Source organism: Streptomyces sp. CA-294286, assembly GCF_050947155.1.
In the GTDB taxonomy this organism is placed as follows: domain Bacteria; phylum Actinomycetota; class Actinomycetes; order Streptomycetales; family Streptomycetaceae; genus Streptomyces.
The window spans coordinates 1,389,835-1,410,473 of sequence record NZ_CP192005.1; the positions used below are offsets into that span (position 1 = coordinate 1,389,835).

Annotated in this window: 13 protein-coding genes; 5 read left to right on the forward strand and 8 right to left on the reverse strand. The window is 72.4% G+C overall.

Features of this window, described 5'->3' with window-relative positions:
* Positions 1-48: 48 nt before the first annotated feature.
* The 5 genes from ACQPZG_RS10730 to ACQPZG_RS10750 all read right to left on the reverse strand — a co-directional run bounded on the left by ACQPZG_RS10730 (position 49) and on the right by ACQPZG_RS10750 (position 4,465).
* Complete coding sequence (locus ACQPZG_RS10730) at positions 49-555, reverse strand: hypothetical protein (RefSeq protein ID WP_433545576.1); 507 nt, start codon at positions 553-555, stop codon at positions 49-51.
* The gene (locus tag ACQPZG_RS10735) at positions 552-1,220 is read right to left on the reverse strand and encodes a response regulator (protein WP_433545577.1); all 669 of its coding nucleotides are present in this window, start codon (positions 1,218-1,220) and stop codon (positions 552-554) included. Before ACQPZG_RS10735 ends, ACQPZG_RS10730 begins: the two co-directional genes overlap by 4 nt.
* Positions 1,213-2,424: a sensor histidine kinase gene (locus tag ACQPZG_RS10740; RefSeq protein WP_433549350.1), complete on the reverse strand. Its 1,212-nt coding sequence runs from the start codon at positions 2,422-2,424 to the stop codon at positions 1,213-1,215. The genes ACQPZG_RS10735 and ACQPZG_RS10740 overlap by 8 nt, the downstream gene beginning before the upstream one ends.
* A gap of 25 nt (positions 2,425-2,449) precedes the next feature.
* Entirely contained in the window at positions 2,450-3,271 is an 822-nt protein-coding gene (locus ACQPZG_RS10745) for an ABC transporter permease (RefSeq protein ID WP_433545578.1), read from the reverse strand.
* Between the two features lie 255 nt (positions 3,272-3,526).
* The gene (locus tag ACQPZG_RS10750; protein WP_433545579.1) at positions 3,527-4,465 is read right to left on the reverse strand and encodes an ABC transporter ATP-binding protein; all 939 of its coding nucleotides are present in this window, start codon (positions 4,463-4,465) and stop codon (positions 3,527-3,529) included.
* Between the two features lie 458 nt (positions 4,466-4,923).
* Between ACQPZG_RS10750 and ACQPZG_RS10755 the strand changes: the two genes are divergently transcribed.
* From ACQPZG_RS10755 to ACQPZG_RS10770, 4 genes are all read left to right on the forward strand, one after another.
* Complete coding sequence (locus ACQPZG_RS10755) at positions 4,924-6,957, forward strand: ABC transporter ATP-binding protein (protein WP_433545580.1); 2,034 nt, start codon at positions 4,924-4,926, stop codon at positions 6,955-6,957.
* Positions 6,958-7,319: 362 nt separating this feature from the next.
* Entirely contained in the window at positions 7,320-9,272 is a 1,953-nt protein-coding gene (locus tag ACQPZG_RS10760; RefSeq protein WP_433549351.1) for an ABC transporter ATP-binding protein, read from the forward strand.
* A gap of 221 nt (positions 9,273-9,493) precedes the next feature.
* Positions 9,494-11,383: an ABC transporter transmembrane domain-containing protein gene (locus ACQPZG_RS10765; protein ID WP_433545581.1), complete on the forward strand. Its 1,890-nt coding sequence runs from the start codon at positions 9,494-9,496 to the stop codon at positions 11,381-11,383.
* Positions 11,380-13,152 carry an ABC transporter ATP-binding protein gene (locus tag ACQPZG_RS10770; RefSeq protein WP_433545582.1) on the forward strand — a complete coding sequence of 591 codons (1,773 nt, stop codon included), beginning with the start codon at positions 11,380-11,382 and terminating at the stop codon, positions 13,150-13,152. The genes ACQPZG_RS10765 and ACQPZG_RS10770 overlap by 4 nt, the downstream gene beginning before the upstream one ends.
* 5 nt (positions 13,153-13,157) lie before the next feature.
* On the opposite strand, the gene ACQPZG_RS10775 is transcribed toward ACQPZG_RS10770, so the two are convergent.
* Together ACQPZG_RS10775 and ACQPZG_RS10780 are read right to left on the reverse strand one after the other, a co-directional pair.
* Entirely contained in the window at positions 13,158-14,276 is a 1,119-nt protein-coding gene (locus ACQPZG_RS10775) for an SPFH domain-containing protein (protein WP_433545583.1), read from the reverse strand.
* 165 nt (positions 14,277-14,441) lie between these two features.
* Complete coding sequence (locus tag ACQPZG_RS10780) at positions 14,442-14,879, reverse strand: NfeD family protein (RefSeq protein WP_433545584.1); 438 nt, start codon at positions 14,877-14,879, stop codon at positions 14,442-14,444.
* 671 nt (positions 14,880-15,550) lie between these two features.
* On the opposite strand from ACQPZG_RS10780, the gene ACQPZG_RS10785 reads away from it, so the two are divergent.
* Positions 15,551-17,584 carry a M4 family metallopeptidase gene (locus ACQPZG_RS10785; protein ID WP_433545585.1) on the forward strand — a complete coding sequence of 678 codons (2,034 nt, stop codon included), beginning with the start codon at positions 15,551-15,553 and terminating at the stop codon, positions 17,582-17,584.
* A 93-nt stretch (positions 17,585-17,677) separates the two neighbouring features.
* Here ACQPZG_RS10785 and glgP read toward each other — a convergent pair whose 3' ends face one another.
* Complete coding sequence (gene glgP, locus ACQPZG_RS10790; RefSeq protein WP_433545586.1) at positions 17,678-20,314, reverse strand: alpha-glucan family phosphorylase; 2,637 nt, start codon at positions 20,312-20,314, stop codon at positions 17,678-17,680.
* Between the last annotated feature and the right edge of the window lie 325 nt (positions 20,315-20,639).

Sequence of the window (20,639 nt, forward strand, 5' to 3'; positions counted from 1 at the left end):
AGGGAGCGGGTGAGGACGGCCCGCGTCCGCGCACGCCCGCTCCTTCGCTCAGCCGGCGCCGTGCCGCCGGGCGGCGAGGCGGACCTCCTGTTCGGCGCCGGCGCGCTGAAGGAGCAGCACGCCTGCCTCCTGGCCGTGGTGGTGGACGCGCAGCCGGGGGCCGTCGGTGGTGACGCGGAGTTCCGACCACGGGTGACGCCACAACAGGGCTGCGCGTTCCCACAGTTGCAGGCCGTGGGTGGTCAGGAGGAGTTCGTACTGCGGGCCCTCATGGGCGGCGGGCGGGGTGTGCAGGGTGTAGGGCGGCCGCACGGCGTACGTGCCGATCACGGTCTCGCCCGGCTCCAGAACGGCGTCGCGGACGCTCTGGCGACGGCCGATCCGGGCTCCCGTCCAGCCCGCCAGGCAGGCCGTCACCAGGGCGGCCGCTCCCACGGCCCACCACGGCAGGCCCGCCTTGCCCCCGAAGGCGACCACCGCGGGCGTCGCGACAAGGGCGGCGACGACGGCACCGGTCACGCTCGCCCTGGTCGGACGCCTGTCGGTGGAGGTCATCCGAGGATGCCGCGTTCGTAACCGGAGGCGACGGCTGCGGCGCGGTCGTTGACGCCGAGTTTGGCGTAGAGGTGGGTGAGGTGGGTCTTCACGGTGGCTTCGCTGACGAACAGGATGCGGGCGATCTCGCGGTTGGAGGTGCCCTTGGCGACCAGCGCGAGGACTTCGCGTTCGCGTGCGGAGAGCGGGGACGCCGAGGCGGCGGGCGCGGGGCGGGGATTGCGGACCTGGGTGACCAGACGGGCCGCGACGGCCGGGGAGAGGACCGTACGGCCGGCGGCGGCCGCTCGTACCGCCGAGAAGAGTTCGTCGCGGGGGGCGTCCTTGAGGAGGTAGCCGGTGGCGCCGGCCTCGATCGCGGGGAGGGTGTCGGTGTCCGTGTCGTACGTGGTGAGGACGAGGACCTGGCAGGACAGGCCGCGGCGGGAGAGTTCGGCGATGGCGGCCACTCCCCCGCCGCCCGGCATGCGCAGGTCCATGAGGATGACGTCGGGGGCCAGCGAGGCGGCCAGCTCGACCGCCTGGGGGCCGCTCTCGGCTTCGGCGAGTACCTCGAAGCCGGGGGCCGCCTCGAACATGCCGCGCAGGCCGTCCCGTACGACGGGGTGGTCGTCGACCAGGAGGAGGGTGATCGGGGCGGCGGCGTCGGCTCGGTTCTCAGGCATGGTGCACCAACGGTACGCGGGCGGAGATCGCCGTGCCGTAGCCGGGTTCGGACTCGATGCCGACGGTTCCGGCGAGACGTTCGGCGCGGGCGCGCATGCCGGAGAGGCCGAAGCCGATCGTGCGGTCGCAAGCGGGGTCGAAGCCGCGGCCGTCGTCGCGGACGTCGAGGGTGATCTCGTCGTCCATGTAGGAGAGGGTGACACCGACGCGGGTGGCGTGGGCGTGCTTCGCGGTGTTGGTGAGGGCTTCCTCGGCGATGCGCAGGAGGGTCGCCTGGATCTCGTCGTGGAGGGGCGAGACGGTGCCGGTGAGGGTGAACTCGGCGCGCGTGGTGGCCTGCCGCGACCAGTCGTCGACCGTCTTTCTGAGTGCCTCGGGCAGGTCGTCGTGCTCCAGCGCGGCGGGGCTGAGATTGCGCACCGAGCGGCGGGCCTCGCCGAGTCCCTTGCGGGCGAGGGCGGTCGCCCGGCCGATGTGGGTCTGCGCGGTCGTGCGGTTCTCGGTGTCGGAGGCGGCCTGGAGCTGGGTGACGACGCCGGTGAGGGCCTGGGCGATGGTGTCGTGGATCTCGGCGGCGAGGCGGCGGCGCTCGTCGGAGACGCCGGCCTCCCTCGCCTGGACGACGAGCTGTTCGTGGAGGGCGGCGTTCTCGGCGAGGGCCTGCTCCAGACGGGCGTTGGCGTCCTCCAGGGCCAGGATGGTGGCGGCCTTGGCCTCCCGGTCCTCCTCGGCCTTCTTGCCCATGTGCTCGAAGACCAGGGTGAGCGAGGCGTGCAGGACGAACAGGGCGGCGAAGAGGGGCAGGTAACCGGCGGACTGCCCGTACGCCATGGTCACGGCCGTGGCCAGGAGACTCATCCGGCCCCACCGGATGCCCAGTTGGTAGTGACCGGTGTCGAAGTATCCGAGCACCGCGTAGATGGAGTAGAAGGGGTTGAGGCAGGTGAGGACGAAGGCGAGCGGGGTGCGGACGAGGTAGTACGCACGCGCCTGGGAGGGCTTGCCGTCCGGCAGGGACGCTCCGGTGCGCCCGGCCCAGAGCTGCAGGACGACCGCCGCCGCGACCGCGGGGCCGGTGGCGTACAGCTCCGCCCGGGTCATCAGTTCGTCGACCGTGAACAGGGCGATGCCGGTGGCAAGGGCCAGGAGCGCGTACGGCCCCCACCGCAGGAACCGCTTCTGCAACTCGCCCTCGATGTTCATGTCCTGCGCCCCCGTGTCCACGCGCCTACTCCCAGCGGAACCAGCGTGACGCGGCCCCGGTGAGACCCGCCGCCCACAGGGCCATGATCCCCAGGTACGACCAGCTCGGCCAGGTGCCCAGCATGGCCTGGTCGAGCGCCTGTGACGCGGCGCCGAACGGGGTGAGGCCGACGACGGTGCGGAGCAGGTCCGGCATCGCCTGGACGGGCAGCCAGACGCCCGAGGTGAACATCATCAGGAGGAACGCGACGGAACCGATCGCGGTGGCTGCCTTGGTGGTGGCGGCGATGGCGGCCAGGGTCGCGCCGAGCGCGAGGGCGCAGCCGATCATGAGCAGCATCGTCAGGACGTAACCGGGCCGGGAGAACGGCAGCGCGACGCCGAACGCCAGGCGCCCCGTCGTGATCGCGATCAGCGCGGAAGCGATCATCGCCGCTCCGTGCAGGGCGATCTGCGCGCCGAGGATGGTGAGCGGACGCACCGGGGTGGTGGACATGCGGCGCAGGATGCCGCGTTCGCGGTAGCTGGTGAGGACGGGCGGCATCGCCTGGATGGACGCCATGATCATCCCGAGGAGCACGGCGACGGGCACGTACAGGTCGATGACCCGGCGTCCGCCGAGGGCGGGATCGCTCTCCCGGAAGGACGGGATGAGGCCGAGGATCACCAGGAGCGCCGTCGGGAAGCCGAGGATCCAGAAGAGCGAGCCCGGCTCGCGGAGGAAGAGACGGCCCTCGGCCTTGAGTACGGCGGCGAGCGCGGGCCCGCCGGGGAGGGGCCGAGGGGTGCGTGGGGCGCGCGGGGTGGGTGGGGTGCGAGGGGTGCGGGCGGGGGTGGCGGCGGTCATGGCTCAGGCGGCCCTTCGGGGGGTGGTGGTGGCGGACATGCTCGGGCGGACTCTCGGGGGGGGTGTGGTGGCCATGGCTCCGGTGGACGCGTCCGCCCGAGCCATGACCACCAGGCGGACTTCGCGGGGTGGGATGGTCGTCATGCTCAGGCGGACTTCGCGGGGGTGGGGTGGCGTCATGCTCGGGCGGGCTTCGCGGGGGTGGGGTGGTCGTATTGCTCGGGCGGACTCCCGGGAGCCGGCGGTGGTCGTGGCTCAGGCGGCCCGTTCAGGCGTGGTGGACTCGTGCTCTTCGGTGAGGTCGAGGAAGGCATCGTCCAACGTGGCGTCCAGAACGCGCAGTTGCCGGGCGGTCACGCGCTTCTGGGCGAGGAGCGTGATGACGGCGTTGACGGTGGCATCGGTGCCGGTGAGGGTCACCTGCTCGCCTTTGTGGTCGACGGTCGCGACCTCGGGGAGGGCCACCAGGTCCGCGTTGTCGAGCGGACGGGACGGGACGAAGGTGATGACAGTCGATCCGGCGGAGCGGCGGATCAGGCCCGCCGGTGAGTCCATGGCCGCGACCCGCCCCTTGTCGATGACGGCGATACGGTCGCAGAGGCGCTGGGCCTCCTCCATGAAGTGCGTGACCAGCAGGACGGTGACACCGGAGTCCCGGACGTCCTCGATGAGCTTCCAGGTGTCACGGCGGGCGCGCGGGTCCAGGCCGGTGGTGAGTTCGTCGAGGACGACGACCTCGGGGTTGCCGATGAGGGCGAGGGCGATGGACAGTCGCTGCTTCTGACCGCCGGAGAGCTTGCCGAACCGCGTGCTCAACTTGTCGACGAGACCGAGGCGTTCGGCGAGCGCGCGCCAGTCGGCGGGGTTCGGGTGGAGAGCCGCGTACAGCTCAAGGGCCTCGCGGACGAGGATCTTCGGCTGGAGTTCGCTCTCCTGGAGCTGGCTGCCCAGGAGGCGGGTGACCTCCTGGTGGTCGGTGACCGGGTCGAGCCCGGCGACGCGGACGGTGCCGGAGTCGGGGACGCGCAGGCCCTCCACGCACTCGACGGTGGTGGTCTTGCCCGCGCCGTTGGGGCCGAGGATGCCGAAGATCTCGCCCTCCTCCACGGTGAAGGAGACGCCGTCGACGGCGGGGCGGCCGGCGTAGGTCTTGCGGAGGTCGGTGACTTCGATGAGCGGCGTGGTCCGTTGCATGGTGAGAGCGTCGCGCGGGTCGGGGTGCGGCGGCATCGGCCATCGCGCTCGTCCTGGGCATCAACCGATCGGTTGAGGGGACGGCCGGTCGGGGGAGGGTACCCGTACGACACCCTGAGATCCGTACGGTGTGGGGCGTGCTCGTACGGGTCGGCGGCGGGGCCCTCTCGTAGGGCACGGGCCGGGCGGTGTGCCGCGCGGTGCGAGGCGTACGACGGCGTGGGATGCGTGCGGCGCCGAGGGACAGGTACAGCACCGTCCGATGCTTGAGGACACCTCGGGATGCGTACGGCGCTCTGCTTCCCGTAGGGGTTCGGCGGCCTACGCACGCCTCGTCGTGGGCCCTCGGCCGGGGCCGCGGCGGCCGTCAAGTGCCCGTCGGGGCGCACACGGAGCGGGGTCCTACGCCGAAATACTCACTGGGCGTGGCGGGCGGCGGGCTCTTAGGCTCACCCCCGATGACTGATACACATGCCTCCCCCGAGTCCGGCTCCCCGGGCGGCGATCCCGCTGCGAAGGCCGTACCGATCCCGCCGCCTCCCCCGGACTCGGCTCCCGCTCCGCCCGCGCGGTCCGCGGTGCGCAGCCTGCTGCGGTTGTGGCCGTACGTCCGCCCCGTCCGGGCTCGCTGGGGCAGTGCGGCGGTGGTCGCGATCGTGGCCTCCTCGTTGGGCCTGGTGTTTCCGCTGGTACTGAAGTGGATGGTGGACGGCCCGATCGCCGACCGCGATCCGGCCGGGGTGTGGCTCGGCGCGGCGGTCCTGCTCGGGCTGGGCATCGTCGAGGCGGTGCTCTTCGGTTTCCGGCGCTGGCTGGTCGCCCGGCCGCTGGCGGGTGTGGAGGCGGCGCTGCGGGCGGACCTGTACCGGCACGTGCAGCGGCTGCCGGTGGCGTTCCACGACAAGTGGGCGTCCGGGCAGTTGCTGTCGCGCGGCACGACGGACCTGATGCTGATCCGGATGTTCCTGGCGTTCCCGCTGACGTTCTTGATCGTCAACGGAACGACGATCCTGGTGGGCTTCGTGATCCTGCTGATGCAGGACTGGTCACTGGGACTGGTGCTGATGGTGCCGGTGATTCCGTTGATGGTGCTGTGCGCGGTGTTCGAGACGAAGTACGCGCTGGTGTCGCGCAAGGCGCAGGACCAGGTGGGCGACCTGACGACGGTCGTCGAGGAGAGCGTGCTCGGCATTCGGATCATCAAGGGTTTCGGCCGGCACCGGACGCAGGCGGCGGCGTTCCGCGAACTGTCGCACCGGCTGCGCGGCACCGAGTTGATCAAGGCGCGGCTGCTGGCCGGAATCCTCGGGCTGATCACGGTCATCCCGGAGCTGGCCATCGGGGCCGCGCTGGTGCTCGGCACGGTCCAGGTCGCGGACGGCGAACTGTCTGCGGGCACGCTGGTGGCATTCCTGTCGACGGCGCTGGCGCTGCACTGGCCGGTGGTCTCGATGGGCTTCCTGCTGGCGATGAGCCAGGAGGCGGCCACGGCGGCGGACCGGTACTTCGAGGTGATGGACGCGCCGGAGGAAGAGGGTGGGACGGGCGAAGGGGGCTCGGCGGGCGAAGAGGGCCCGACGGGGGCGAAGGACACGCGGCCCCGCAGCCCCGCAGCGCCACCCGTGCCGGACTCGGCTTCCGGGTCCGCCGAGTCGCCTGCTCACGCCGGGCGACCGGCCTCCGGCGGGTTGCGTTTCGAGGGCGTGGAGTTCCGGTATCCCGACGCGCCCGCCGATTCCGTACCCCTGCTGCGGTGCGTCGATCTGCACGTACGGCCCGGTGAGACCCTCGCACTGGTCGGCGCGACGGGCAGTGGCAAGACGACGCTGACCGCGCTCGTGCCCCGGTTGCACGAGGTGACCGGCGGGCGGATCACGCTCGACGGGCGGGACGTCACCGCCATGCCGCGCGCCGAGCTGCGCGAGCTGGTGTCGATGGCGTTCGAGGAGCCGACGCTCTTCTCGGCGACGGTCGGGGAGAACGTACTGATGGGAGCGGGTGCAGCGGCTTCAGAGGACGAGGAGTTGCGGCGCGCGCTGGGAATCGCGCAGGCCGACTTCGTGCACCGGCTGCCCGACGGGGTCGGCACCGAGGTCGGCGAGCAGGGGCTCAGCCTGTCGGGCGGTCAGCGCCAGCGGCTCGCGCTGGCACGGGCGGTGGTGGGCAGACCGCGCTTCCTGGTGCTGGACGATCCGCTGTCCGCGCTGGACGTGCACACGGAGGCGTTGGTGGAGGCGGCGCTGCGGCGGGTGCTCGCGGACACGACCGCGCTCGTCGTGGCGCACCGGCCGTCCACGGTGATGCTCGCCGACCGGGTGGCCCTGCTGTCCGGCGGTCGGATAGCCGCCGTCGGCACGCATCAGCAACTGCTGCGGGACAACGCCGAGTACGCGTGGCTGATGTCGGGCGCGGACGCCGGTCCGGCGGCTGCGCGTGCGGGCGAGGGCACGACGTCGGCCCACGGGAACGTACGAGAGGGAGTGGACGCGTGAAGGCCGTCGACCAACAGGACAAGCCGCCTGCCGCCCCGGCGGGGGACGCGACCGCAGCGAACGCCACGCCCGGGACGACCGCACCGAACGGTACGGGCACGAACACCGGGGCGTCCGTGACGTCCGTGGCGTCCGTGGCGTCCGGGACGAACGACGCGACCACCGGGACGTCCGGGACGCATGCGGCCACGCCTGCAACCGATTCGAACGGTACGGACGAAGCCGACGGGACGTCCGACACACCTGGGACTGTCGGGGCTTCCGGGGCTTCCGGGACACCGGCGGCGTCCGGCACTGCTTCCCCTACTTCCGGGACGACAGAACGGACAGGTGCGACCGCATCGGACGGTACGGGCGGAGCCATCAGGGTGTCCGGAAACACCACCACACCCGCAACCACCGAAAGGCCCGGGACGTCCGGTCCCGGCGCCACCGTCCGTACCGCCAAGGTCCGCGGCGCGTCCGGCACCTCTGATGCCCCGCTTGCCGCGTCCGGTCCCCCGGAGGGCCACGCTCCGGCCGTCGGGGACCCCTTCGACCGGGACGAGCTGCCCTCACCGCCCGGCGCGACCATGCGCCTGCTCGGGTCGCTGCTGCGGCCTCGGCGAACGTACGTCGTCGCGTCCGTGCTGCTCCTGCTGTTCCAGCAGGCCGCCGTGCAGGCCGGGCCACTGCTCGTGGCGTACGCCATCGACCGCGGTGTGCCCGCCTTCCGGCAGGAAAACTACGGGCCGCTGATCGCCGTCGCGGTCGGCTACCTGCTGTGCGCGGTGGCTTCCGGCGGCCTCCAGTACGCCTTCTTCCGCATGTCCGCGCGCGTCAGCCAGGACGTGCTGCTCGATCTGCGCGGGCGCATCTTCCGGCACGGGCAGGCGCTCAGTGTCGACTTCCACGAGCGGTACACCTCGGGGCGGCTCATCTCGCGGGCCACGACGGACGTGGAGTCGCTGCGCGAGCTGCTGTCCGAGGGGCTCCAGGAGCTGATCGCGGTCGTTCTCGCCTTCGTGTACATCTCGGCGATGCTGCTGTGGCTGGACCTGGGTCTCGGCGCGGTCGCCGTCGCGTCCTTCGTACCGCTGTACCTGCTGATCCGGCTGTACCAGCGGCGGGTCGGCGTGGTGTTCGCCCGCCGGTCGTCGGCGGTCGCCGCGGTGATCGTGAAGTTCACGGAGACACTCAACGGCATCCGCCCGGTGCGCGCCTTCCGCCGGGAACGCGCCAACGACGAGGTGTTCGCGCGCCTGAACCGTACGCACGAACTCTCCAACGGGGACTCGCTGTTGGAGATGGCGCGCTACGTCACGGGATCCCGGCTCGTCGCGAACACGGCGGTGGCGGCGATCGTGCTGTGGGGTGCCTACCGGGTCGCCTCGGGTTCGCTGGCGCTCGGCGTCCTCGCCGCGGCCGCGCTGTACCTGCGGCGGCTGTACGACCCGATCGACCGGCTGGGGATGTTCCTCAACTCCTTCCAGTCGGCGTCCGCGTCGCTGGAGAAGATCGCCGGCCTGCTGGCGCAGACGCCGGCCGTCCCGGAACCGTCCGAGCCGCGTGCGCTGCCCGTCCACGACTCCGAACACCCGGGGCGCGAGGTCCGGTTCGAGGGGGTGCGGTTCGCGTACCGCACCGGTGGCGAGGTGCTGCCGCGCTTCGACCTGACGCTGGCCGCCGGGGAGACGGTCGCGGTCGTCGGGTCGACGGGCGCGGGCAAGTCGACGCTGGCGAAGCTGCTGGCCCGGTTCTACGACCCGACCGAGGGACGGGTGCTCCTCGACGGAACCGATCTGCGGGACCTGGCGACACCTGAGCTGAGGCGGGGCGTCGTCATGGTCACGCAGGAGGCGTTCCTGTTCTCCGGGACCGTCGCGGAGAACATCGCGATCGGCCGTTCGGACGCCTCCCGCGAGGACATCGAGCAGGCCGCGAAGGCGATCGGCGCGCACGACTTCATCGTGGGGCTGCCGGAGGGCTACGACACGGACGTCCGCAAGCGGGGTGGCCGGATCTCGGCGGGGCAGCGGCAGTTGGTGGCGTTCGCACGGGCGCTGCTCGCGGACCCGGCGGTGCTCATCCTCGACGAGGCGACCAGTTCCCTGGACATCCCGGGCGAGCGCGCGGTTCAGCGGGCGATGCACACGGTGCTGCGCGGCCGCACCGCCGTCGTCATCGCGCACCGGCTGTCGACGGTGGAGGTCGCGGACCGGGTGCTGGTGATGGAGCACGGCCGGATCGTGGAGGACGGCTCGCCCGCCCAACTCATCGCTGGTGCGGGGCGGTTCGCGGATCTTCACCGGGCCTGGCGGGACAGTCTGGTCTGAGGTGTCCGCACGCGGTCCCGAACGGGACGGCCGCACCGCATACCCGTACCCCGGGGGATACCCCCCGCGCGTGATCTTGAAGCCGCCCGCGCCTGTGCGCGTGCCCAGGGGGGACGGCCGTACGCGGGTCCGCGCCAAGCAGGCTTCGGTGGCGGCCTGTTGGTCCGGGCGAGGGCTTGTCGGCCCGGAGGGAGCGGACGTGGATCACTAACGTGGGGCGCATGAAAGATTCGCACACGGATCCGGGGACCCCGGACTGCCGGAGCCCGCTGCGGTACCTGTGGTGGCTGGTCACCCGCCAGCGCCGTCGGATCACCGCAGGTGCCCTGTTGGGTTCCGCCTGGATGGTCTGTCTGACGCTGCCGCCGTACCTGTTGTCCCGTGCCATCGACGACGGGCTGGAACCGGGCCGGTGGCCCGTGCTCGTCGGCTGGGTCGCGGCGCTGTTCGGCGTGGGCGTGCTGAACGCGTGGCTGGCCATCATGCGGCACCGCACGATGACCCGCGTGCGGCTGGACGCCGTCTTCCGTTCCGTGCAGGTGGTGATCAGGCAGGCGACCCGGCTCGGCGGGTCGCTGCCGGGTCGTGTCACGGCGGGGGAGGTCGTCACGATCGGCTTCGGCGACGTCGCCGGGATCGCCAACACGCTGACGATCACGGGCCCCGGTGTCGGCGCCGTGCTCGCCTACGTCGTGGTGGCCGTGCTGCTGCTGACCGTCTCGCCGCTGCTCGCGGTCGTGGTGCTGCTCGGCGTGCCGCTGCTCGCGGTGCTGGTCGGTCCGCTGCTGGGTCGCCTCCAGGGGGCCGAGGCGACCTACCGCGAGCAACAGGGCGCGCTGGCCTCCCGTTTCGAGGACATCGTCGGCGGACTGCGCGTCCTCAACGGCATCGGCGGCAAGGACGTGTACGCCGAACGGTACCGGAGCGGCTCGCGCACGTTGCGGGACGAGGGGTACCGCGTCGGGTCGGTGACCAGCTGGGTGCAGGCCCTGGGGGTCGGGCTTCCCACGCTGTTCCTCGGGGTCGTGACGTGGCTGGCGGCGCGGATGGCCGCGCAGGGGGACATCACCGTCGGCGAGTTGGTCGCGGTGTACGGGTACGCGGCGGTGCTCGTCGTGCCGGTCTCGTTCTTCGTCGAGGGCGGCCACGACCTCAGCCGTGGGCTGGTCGCCGCGCGCAGGGTCATACGCTTCCTGTCCCTGGAGCCCGCTTCGGCGGGCAGCGGGGCCGCGTGCGACGCGCCCGCGTCGCCGTCCACGCTCCGCGACCCGCGGTCCGGCGTCGAGGTGGCGCCCGGACGGCTGACCGCGCTGGCGAGCGCGCGGCCGTCGGATTCCGCGGCGGTGATCGACCGCCTCGGCCGGTTCGCCGGGTCGGCCGCGACCTGGGGTGCGATACGCCTCGACGACATCGACCTGACGCAGGTGCGCCGGCGGATCCTGGTCGCGGACAACGAGGCCGACCTGTTCGCCGGTCCGCTGCGCGAGGTGATCGGCGGAGGGGACCGGGACGAGGAGACCATCGCCCGTGCCGTCGGCGCGGCCATGGCGCAGGACGTCGTGCGGGGTCTGCCGGACGGGCTGGACTCCGCCGTCGACGCGCAGGCCCGCAATCTCTCCGGCGGCCAGCGACAGCGCGTCCGGCTGGCCCGTGCCCTGCTGGCGGATCCCGAGGTACTGCTGGCGGTCGAGCCCACGTCGGCGGTCGACGCGCATACGGAGGCGGCCGTCGCGGCCCGGCTGCGCACCGCACGGACCGGCCGGACCACGCTCGTCACCAGCACCTCGCCGCTGCTGCTGGCTCGGGCGGACGTCGTGCACCACCTGGTCGGCGGGACGGTCGCCGCCAGCGGCAGCCACCGCGAACTCCTGGAACGCCGGCCCGACTACCGCCGTCTGGTCTCCCGCGGCGCGGAGGACGAGGACGAGGAACGCGCGGGTGGGGGTCACGCCCGTACGGCCGACCGTACGGAGAGCCCGGCCCGCGCCGACGGGGACCACGACGGCACCACCGACCACGTCGATGACCTCGCGCGCACGGGCGAGGCCGGCACCCCTGCCGGCCGTACCGGCGAAGACCCCCTCCCGCCGCTCCGGAAGGCCGTGCGATGACCGTCGACTCCCCGCCGGACGACCGGGCCCTGCCCGTCGCCGGGCCCGCGCGCGTACGCCGGGCCGCGCTCCGGTTGATCCGGCTGGACGGCCGCGCCTTCGCCGTCGTCCTCGCCCTCAACGCACTGGCCGCCGGAGCCGGGCTCGTCGGCCCCTGGCTGCTCGGCCGCATCATCGACGAGGTCAGGGCCGGAGCCGCGGTGTCCGCGGTCGACCGCCTCGCCCTCGCCATCCTCGTCTTCGCCCTGGCGCAACTCCTCCTGGCCCGTTACGCGGCACACCTGGGGCACCGCTTCGGCGAGCGGACGCTGGCACGCGTCCGCGAGCAGTTCGCCGACCGGGCGCTCGCGCTGCCGGCCTCGGTGGTGGAGCGGGCGGGGACGGGCGACCTGACGACCCGCGGCACCACCGATGTCGCCGCGGTCGGCGCCACCCTCCGGGACGCGGGACCGCAGGTCCTCATCGCCGGGGTCCAGGCGTTGTTCATCCTCACAGCGGTCTTCGTGCTCGATCCGTTGCTCGGCGCGTGCGGTGTGCTGGGCCTGCTCGGCATCTGGTTCGCCGCCCGCTGGTACCTGCGCCGGGCGCTCACCGCCTACCTCGCCGAGGGGGCCGCCAACTCGGCGCTCGCGGAGCAGCTCGCGACCACCGCGGCCGGGGCCCGCACCATCGAGGCGCTCGGGCTGCAGCAGCGCCGCATCGCCGCCTGCGAGCGCGAGATCGACAGGTGCAGGACGACGAGGGCGCGCACCCTGTTCCTACGCAGTGTGCTCTTCCCCGCGGTGGACATCTCGTACGTCGTCCCCGTGGTGGGCGTGCTGCTGGTCGGCGGGGCGCTGCACGCGCAGGGCGCCGTGAGTCTGGGCGCGGTGGTCGCTTCGGCGCTGTACCTGCGGCAGCTCTCGCAGCCCCTGGACGTCATCCTCCAGCAGATGGAGCAACTCCAGAGCAGCAGCGCCTCCTTCGCCAGGGTCGAAGGGCTCGGCACGGCGGTGCAGGCGGCACCGGCCGCCGCGCCCGCTCCTGCCGACGACCGGATCGAGGTGGTCGGGGTCCACTACGCCTACGAGGGCGGGGACGACGTCCTGCACGGCGTGGACCTCACGGTCCGGCCGGGCGAGCGGCTGGTGGTCGTCGGTCCGTCCGGCGCGGGCAAGACCACCCTGAGCAGGCTGCTGGCGGGCATGGACCGACCGCACACCGGTTCGGTGACGGTGGGACGGGTGCCGGTCGCCGACCTGGATCCCGGCCAACTGCGCCGACACGTCGTCCTCGTCACCCAGGAGCACCACGTGTTTCTGGGAACGGTCCGGGACAACCTGCGGATCGCCTCCGCCGGCGCCTCGGACGCCGCACTGCGCGAGGCGCTCGCCGCCGTCGGCGCGGACTGGGCCGACGAACTGCCGGACGGACTGGACACCGACCTGGGCCACCCGGAACACCGGCCGGACGGCGCCCGCGCGCAGCAACTCGCCCTGGCACGCGTGGTCCTGGCGGATCCGCACACGCTGATACTCGACGAGGCCACCGCACTCCTGGACCCGAGGACCGCCCGGCACACGGAAAGGGCGCTGGCCGCCGTGCTCGAAGGCCGGACCGTCATCGCCATCGCGCACCGGCTCCAGACGGCCCACGACGCCGACCGGGTGGCCGTGATGGAGGAGGGCAGGCTCACCGAACTCGGCACCCACGACGACCTCGTGGCGGCCGACGGCGCGTACGCGGCGCTCTGGCGCTCATGGCACGGCGAGCGGCCTCCCGCTTCCTGAACGCCTCACGCACTGCGCGGGGACTTCGCCGCCTCGGCCGCCTCCGCCTTGGCACCCCGCACCGCGGCGTCGGCCTGCTTGACGGCTTCGTCGGCGACCGCGGCGGCGTCGAGCGAACCCGACGGGCCGGCCGCGCCCGTCGGGCCGGGCGACCGCGCCTCAAGCTCCGGGGTGCGGCCCTCGTCGGGCGTGCCGTCCCCGGTGGCCGTCGGCTCGGGCCGTACGGAGGGGGCCGGCGGCGCGGGGGCGCTCGCCGTCTGGTCGCCGAACGCCCCGGTGACGGTGCGGATCGCCTCGGTGAGCTCGCCGGGGATCACCCAGAACGTGTTGTTGTCGCTGCTCGCCAGGTGCGGGAGCGTCTCCAGGTACTTGTAGGCCAGGACCTTCGGGTCGGCGTTGTTGCGGTGGACCGACTGGAAGACCAGTTCCACCGCCTTCGCCTCGCCGTCCGCGCGCAGGACCATGGCCTGCTGCGTGCCCTGTGCCTCCAGGATGTCCTTCTGCTTGGTGCCCTCCGCGGTGAGGATCTTGGCCTGCCGTTCGCCCTCCGCGTGCAGGATGGCCGCCCGCTTGTCACGCTCCGCCCGCATCTGCTTCTCCATCGCCTCCTTGATGCTCTGCGGCGGGTCGATGGCCTTGATCTCGACGCGGTTGACGCGGATGCCCCACTTGCCGGTGGCATCGTCGAGAACTGCTCGGAGCCGGGCGTTGATCTCCTCGCGCGAGGTGAGGGTGCCTTCGAGGTCCAGGCTGCCGATGACGTTGCGCAGGGTGGTCACGGTGAGCTGGTCGATGGCCTGGAGGTAGTCGGCGACCTCGTAGGCCGCCGCGCGCGGATCGGTGATCTGGTAGTAGAGGACGGTGTCGATGTTCACGACGAGGTTGTCCTCGGTGATCACCGGCTTGGGGGCGGAGGAGTAGACCTGCTCCCGCACGTCGAGCTTGGTGTTGACGCGGTCCGCCACCGGCAGGACCAGGTTGAGGCCGGGCTGGAGGGTCCGGTGGTACCGACCGAACCGCTCCATGTTGTAGCGGCGCGCCTGCGGCACGATCCGCACGGACGAGGCCACCAGGAGAACGACGACGAGGGCCGCCACGATGAGGGGAATGACCACGGGATCCACTGCGTCCTCCGTTGCTACGGGCTTGCTGAGGGTCTACGACGGGTCTGCGGGTCTGCGAAAGCGACGAGGCGGGAGGGAGGCGTACGGCGGGAGGGAGGCGTACGACGCGAGGACCGCGGTGTGCGGCGGCTCCACGGCGCACGGTCCGTGCGCCGCTGCCCCGGGTCAGGGCAGCAGTTCGCGTGGATAGACGATGGCGGTCGCACCTTCTATCTCCATCACGTCCACGAACGAGCCGACCGGGATCACCAGGCTTTCGTCGAGAGCACGGGCGGACCAGTCCTCGCCGGACAGCTTGATCAGGCCACGCGATCCGGTCACCTCCTGCACGACCTCGGCCCGCCTGCCGATCAGCGCGTCGCTGCCGTCCCGGGCGAGGGGCTGCCTCGCCACGTACCGCATCGCCACCGGGCGCATGACGACGAGTCCCACGCCCGCCGCCACGAGGAAGGCCACGATCTGGCCGAGCAGGCCGATGCCGATACCGGCGACCACGGCCGCCACCAGCGCCGCCCCCGCGAGCAGCCCGAAGACCAGCGTCAGTGTGAAGAACTCGACGGCACCCAGTGCCGAGGCCGCGAGCAGCCAGAGGTACCACGGCATCGAATCGCCCTTCCCTAGGGGTCTTCTCCTCCAATCTACTCCCGACCCGCCCGACGCGGCAGGTCGCGTGCCCCGCGTACTGCTCCGCCCCGCCGCCCATGGAGACGGGACGGCATCCGGGAGGGGCTGGACCGGAGGCAGCGGGTCGATTGCCGCTGCCGACGAGACACGTGCCGCGGCGACCCGCCTCCGCGACCGGAACCGGAACGGAGCAAAACCGGAAGGGACCGGACCGGACCGAAAGAATCCAGCCACTCGGCCGTCCGTCGGCCACCCCGCACAGCAAACGCCTTCCCGGCCCCCGCGCTCCCACCTCCCGATCACCCCTTTGCGAAGGCGCGCCGCAATCCACGTCTCCGGGCACGGCGATCACCCCTCCGCCCCCGGTCGGCCCCCTTTGTCTTACGCACGGGCAAACGGTCCGCATACCGAACACGACCATCCGGTGAAGGAGACGAAACCGGCCAACTTATTGACGCGGTCCTGACAGCACCCGCCGCCACCTGCCACTCTTCCGACCATTCCGCGGACGTGTCTCTCCGCGGGACACCGCGGCACCGAGATGCCGCGGCCCCCTGCACCACGCGTACCAACTGCTCTGCCTGCTCTGCAAGTTCAGCCCTGCCGACCTCACCCAGCCGGCCGGTACCCCCCTCGCAGAAGGAGTCCGCGTGAGATCCACGCTTCACAAGCGCGCCACCGCGACCGGCGCCCTTGTCGCCGCCGCAGCGATGCTCGCCGTAGGCGTCCAGACGGGATCGGCCACCGCCGACACCGGCCGGGCCGCCGCCACTCAGGGCGCAGCCGCGGCGGGCAACCCCGGGGCCGTGCCCGCCAAGCTCTCCCCCGCGCAGCGCGCGGCCCTGCTCGCCAAGGCGAACGAGACCAAGGCGGCCACCGCCAAGGAACTCGGCCTCGGCGCGAAGGAAGCGCTCGTCGTCCGCGACGTCACCCAGGACGTGGACGGCACCACGCACACCCGCTACGAGCGCACCTACGACGGACTCCCCGTCCTCGGTGGCGACCTGATCGTGGAGAAGAGCAAGGCCGACAGGACCCAGGGCGTCTCGCGGTCGACGACCGCGAAGCTCCAGGGCATAGCCGCCGCGCCGAAGGTGGCCGCCGTCGCCGCCGAGAAGCAGGCTCTCGGCCGGGCGAAGGCGGAGGGCTCCAAGGCGACCAAGCCGTCGCTGGCCCCGCGCCAGGTGGTGTGGATGGGCTCGGGCGCGCCGGTCCTCGCCTACGAGACGGTCGTCGGCGGACTGCAGCACGACGGCACCCCCAACGAGCTGCACGTCGTCACCGACGCCGCCACGGGCGAGAAGCTGCACGAGTGGCAGGCCGTCCACAACGGTGTCGGCAACACCCAGTACAGCGGTCAGGTCACGCTCGGCTCGACGCTGTCGGGCTCGACGTACACCCTCACCGACGCGGGCCGCGGCAACCACAGGACGTACGACCTGAAGGGCGGTACGTCGGGCACCGGCACGCTGTTCTCCGGCGCGGACGACACCTGGGGCGACGGCACCCCGTCGAACCGGGAGACCGCGGGCGCGGACGCGGCGTACGGCGCGGGTCTGACGTGGGACTACCTGAAGAACGTGCACGGCCGAAGCGGCATCCGCGGTGACGGAGTCGGCGCGTACTCCCGCGTCCACTACGGCAACGCGTACGTCAACGCCTTCTGGCAGGACTCCTGCTTCTGCATGACGTACGGCGACGGCGCGGGCAACCAGAAGCCGCTCACCTCGATCGACGTCGCCGCGCACGAGATGACGCACGGTCTGACCTCGGTGACCGCCAAGCTGGTCTACAGCGGCGAGTCCGGCGGCCTGAACGAGGCGACCTCCGACATCTTCGCGGCGGCCGTCGAGTTCAACGCCAACAACTCCAAGGACCTCGGCGACTACCTGGTCGGCGAGAAGATCGACATCCGGGGCAACGGCACTCCGCTGCGCTACATGGACAAGCCGAGCAAGGACGGCTCGTCGAAGGACTACTGGTACGCGGGCATCGGCAACGTCGACGTCCACTACTCGTCGGGGCCGGCGAACCACTGGTTCTACCTGGCGTCCGAGGGCAGCGGCGCCAAGACCATCAACGGCGTCTCGTACGACTCCCCGACCTCGGACGGCCAGCCGGTCGTCGGCATCGGTCGCGAGAAGGCCGCGAAGATCTGGTTCAGGGCGCTGACCACCAAGTTCACCGCCAACACCAACTACGCCAACGCCCGCGTCGGCACGGTGGCCGCGGCGACCGAGCTCTACGGCGCGGGCAGCGCCGAGGTCAAGGGCGTCGAGCACGCCTGGGCGGGTGTGAACGTCGGCTCCCGTCCCGGCGGCGGCGACCCGGACCCGGGCGGCAACGTCTTCGAGAACCAGACCGACGTGGCGATCCCGGACGCCGGTGCGGCCGTGACGTCCTCGATCGCGGTCAACAGGGCGGGCAACGCCCCGGCCGCCCTCAAGGTGGACGTGGACATCGTCCACACCTGGCGCGGTGACCTGGTCGTCGACCTGATCGCTCCGGACGGCACCGCGTACCGCCTGAAGAACTCCAGCTCGGGCGACTCCGCGGACAACGTGAAGGCGCAGTACACCGTCAACGCCTCCGCGAAGCCCGCGGCCGGCACCTGGAAGCTGAAGGTGCAGGACGTGGCACGGCAGGACACCGGTTACATCAACGGGTGGAAGCTGACCTTCTGATCCTGCCGGTCGCTTCTCGCAGGACGCACGACGCACGACCGACAGTGGTGCCCGGGGCCGACGGCGGTCCCGGGCACCACTGGTGGCACCGGCTCAGCGCATCAGCACGCCCGCGCCCTCGCCCGTCGCCTCGGTGGGCAGCACGACCAGCCCGGTCTCGGCGCCGCTCGCCAGCAGCCGGTGCGCGGGCAGCACCCGCACCGTGTACCCGTACGGGCCGGTCCGGTCGAGGGCGAGCGGACCCTCGTACGTCCAGCGGCCCTCCAGGTCGGGACCGGCGGCGGGCTTCAGCGGGAAGCCCTGGGCGCCGGTGATCCGGTCCTCGGAGTCCACCCGGCCCGCGACGGCCTGCACCTCCACGTCGTCCGGCGCCAGGTCCCCGAGCCCGACCCGTACCCGCAGCGACAGCGTGGAGCCCAGCTCCGCCGTCCCGTTGACGGCGGTGGCGGCGACGGCCTCCACGTGGTCGACGGCGACCCCGGCCCAGGCGGCCCGCACCCGTGCCTTCCACCGGGCCAGGTCCCGGGCCGCGTCCGGGTTCAGCGCCCGGTGGGCGCGGGCGGCCGGCGCGTACAGGCGTTCCACGTACTCGCGCACCATCCGCCCCGCGAGCAGCTTGGGCCCCAGGGTGGTGAGGGTCTGGCGGACCATTTCGATCCAGCGGTCGGGAAGCTGTTCGCGGCCCTTCTCGTAGAAGCGGGGGACGACGCGCTGTTCGATCAGGTCGTACAGGGCGTTGGCCTCCAGGTCGTCGCGGCGGTCCTCGTCCGTCGCGAGGCCGTCGGCGGTCGGGATGGCCCAGCCGAAGTCGGGCTCGAACCACTCGTCCCACCAGCCGTCCAGCACCGACAGGTTGAGGCAGCCGTTGAGCGCGGCCTTCATCCCGCTGGTGCCGCACGCCTCCAGCGGGCGCAGCGGGTTGTTCAGCCACACGTCGCAGCCGGGGTAGAGCTTCTGCGCCATCCGCATCCCGTAGTCGGGGAGGAAGACGATGCGGTGGCGGACGCGCGGGTCGTCGGCGAACCGCACCAGCTCCTGCACGAGCCGTTTGCCGCCGTCGTCCGCCGGATGCGCCTTGCCCGCCACCACGATCTGGATGGGCCGCTCCGGGTGCAGCAACAGTTCCATCAGCCGGTCGCGGTCGCGCAGCATGAGGGTGAGCCGCTTGTACGAGGGGACGCGGCGCGCGAAGCCGATGGTGAGGACGTCGGGGTCCAACACCCCGTCGATCCAGCCGAGTTCGGCGTCGACCGCGCCCCGCTGGAGCCAGGAGGCGCGCAGCCTGCTCCGCACCTCGTCGACCAGGTTCGCGCGCAGCGCCCGGCGCAGCTCCCACACCTCGGCGTCGGGGATGTCGGCGACGGCGTCCCAGCGGGAGGAACCGCCGACGGACAGCGCGTCCTCGGTGCGGCGCGCCCCGATCTGCCGGGCCCCGAGCCGGACGACCTCGGGAGCCACCCAGGTCGGGGCGTGCACCCCGTTGGTCACGGAGGTGATCGGCACCTCGTCGGGGTCGAAGCCGGGCCACAGACCCGAGAACATCTCGCGGCTGACCGAACCGTGCAGCGTGGAGACCCCGTTGGCCCGCTGGGCCAGCCGCATGCCCATCACTGCCATGTTGAAGAGGTTCGGCTCGCCGCCGGGGTACGTCTCCATCCCGAGCTGGAGGACGCGCGCCACGTCGACCCCCGCCAACTCCCCATCGTCGCCGAAGTGGTGGGCGACGAGCTCGCGGTCGAAGCGGTCGATGCCGGCCGGGACGGGGGTGTGGGTGGTGAAGACGGTGCTGGCCCGCACGGACTCCAGCGCGGCGTCGAAGTCGAGCCCCTGTTCGCCGAGTTCGCGGATGCGCTCCAGGCCGAGGAAGCCGGCGTGGCCCTCGTTGGTGTGGAACACCTCGGGCTCGGGGTGCCCGGTGCGGCGGCAGTACGCCCGTACCGCACGCACCCCGCCGATGCCCAGCAGCATCTCCTGCAGGAGCCGGTGTTCGCTGCCGCCCCCGTACAGCCGGTCGGTGACGTCCCGCTCCCCCGGTCCGTTCTCCTCGACGTCGGAGTCCAGCATGAGCAGCGGGACCCGGCCCACCCGGGCGATCCAGACGTGCGCGTGCAGCGCGCGTCCGCCGGGCAGCGCGAGGGAGATCCGGCAGGGCGTCCCGTCGTCCTCGCGCAGCAGGCTCACCGGCAGCTCGTTGGGGTCGAGCACCGGGTAGTGCTCCTGTTGCCAGCCGTCCCGGGACAGGGACTGCCGGAAGTACCCGTGCCGGTAGAGCAGGCCGACCCCGATGAGCGGCACCCCGAGGTCACTGGCCGCCTTGAGGTGGTCCCCGGCGAGGATGCCGAGACCTCCCGAGTACTGCGGCAGGGCCGCCGTCACGCCGAACTCGGGCGAGAAGTAGGCCAGGGCGCGCGGGAGTTCACCGCCTTCGTGTTCCTGGCTCTGGTACCAGCGCCTGCCGTGCAGATAGTCGGCGAGGCCGTCGGCGGCGGTCTCCAGCTGCCGCAGGAACCGCGGGTCCTCGGCCAGCTCGGCCAGCCGGGCGGCGGAGACGCTCCCCAGCAGCCGTACCGGGTCCTCGCCGGAGGCCTGCCATCCCGCGGGGTCGATGGACTGGAACAGCTCCCGGGTCTCGGAGTGCCAGGACCAGCGCAGGTTACGGGCGAGGTCGCTGAGCGGGCGGAGCGGATCGGGGAGGACGGGACGGACGGTGAACCGACGAATTGCCTTCACGTGACGTGACCACCTTCGCAGGAGCAGCAGGGTCAGTGGGTTCCGGGCAGCACGGGGGCACGGACGCGCGGTGACGGCGCGGCCGTGGTTTCCCCCTCCGAAGGTAATGCCGTTCTCCGTCCACGATCCACGGCGCACGACCGGCGGGCGGGGGCGACGGGCTCTCCGCCCGGTGCCGGTCGCACCCCTTCCCGAACGCGGCGACCGGTTCCGCCGCTGCGGCACCCGGCCCGCGCGGGCCGCATTTCCCGGGGGCGGGGGCGGTCGGGGGGCGCATCGGGGGCGGCGGTGCGGCCCGCGGGAACCCGCTGCCCGGAAGGGGTCC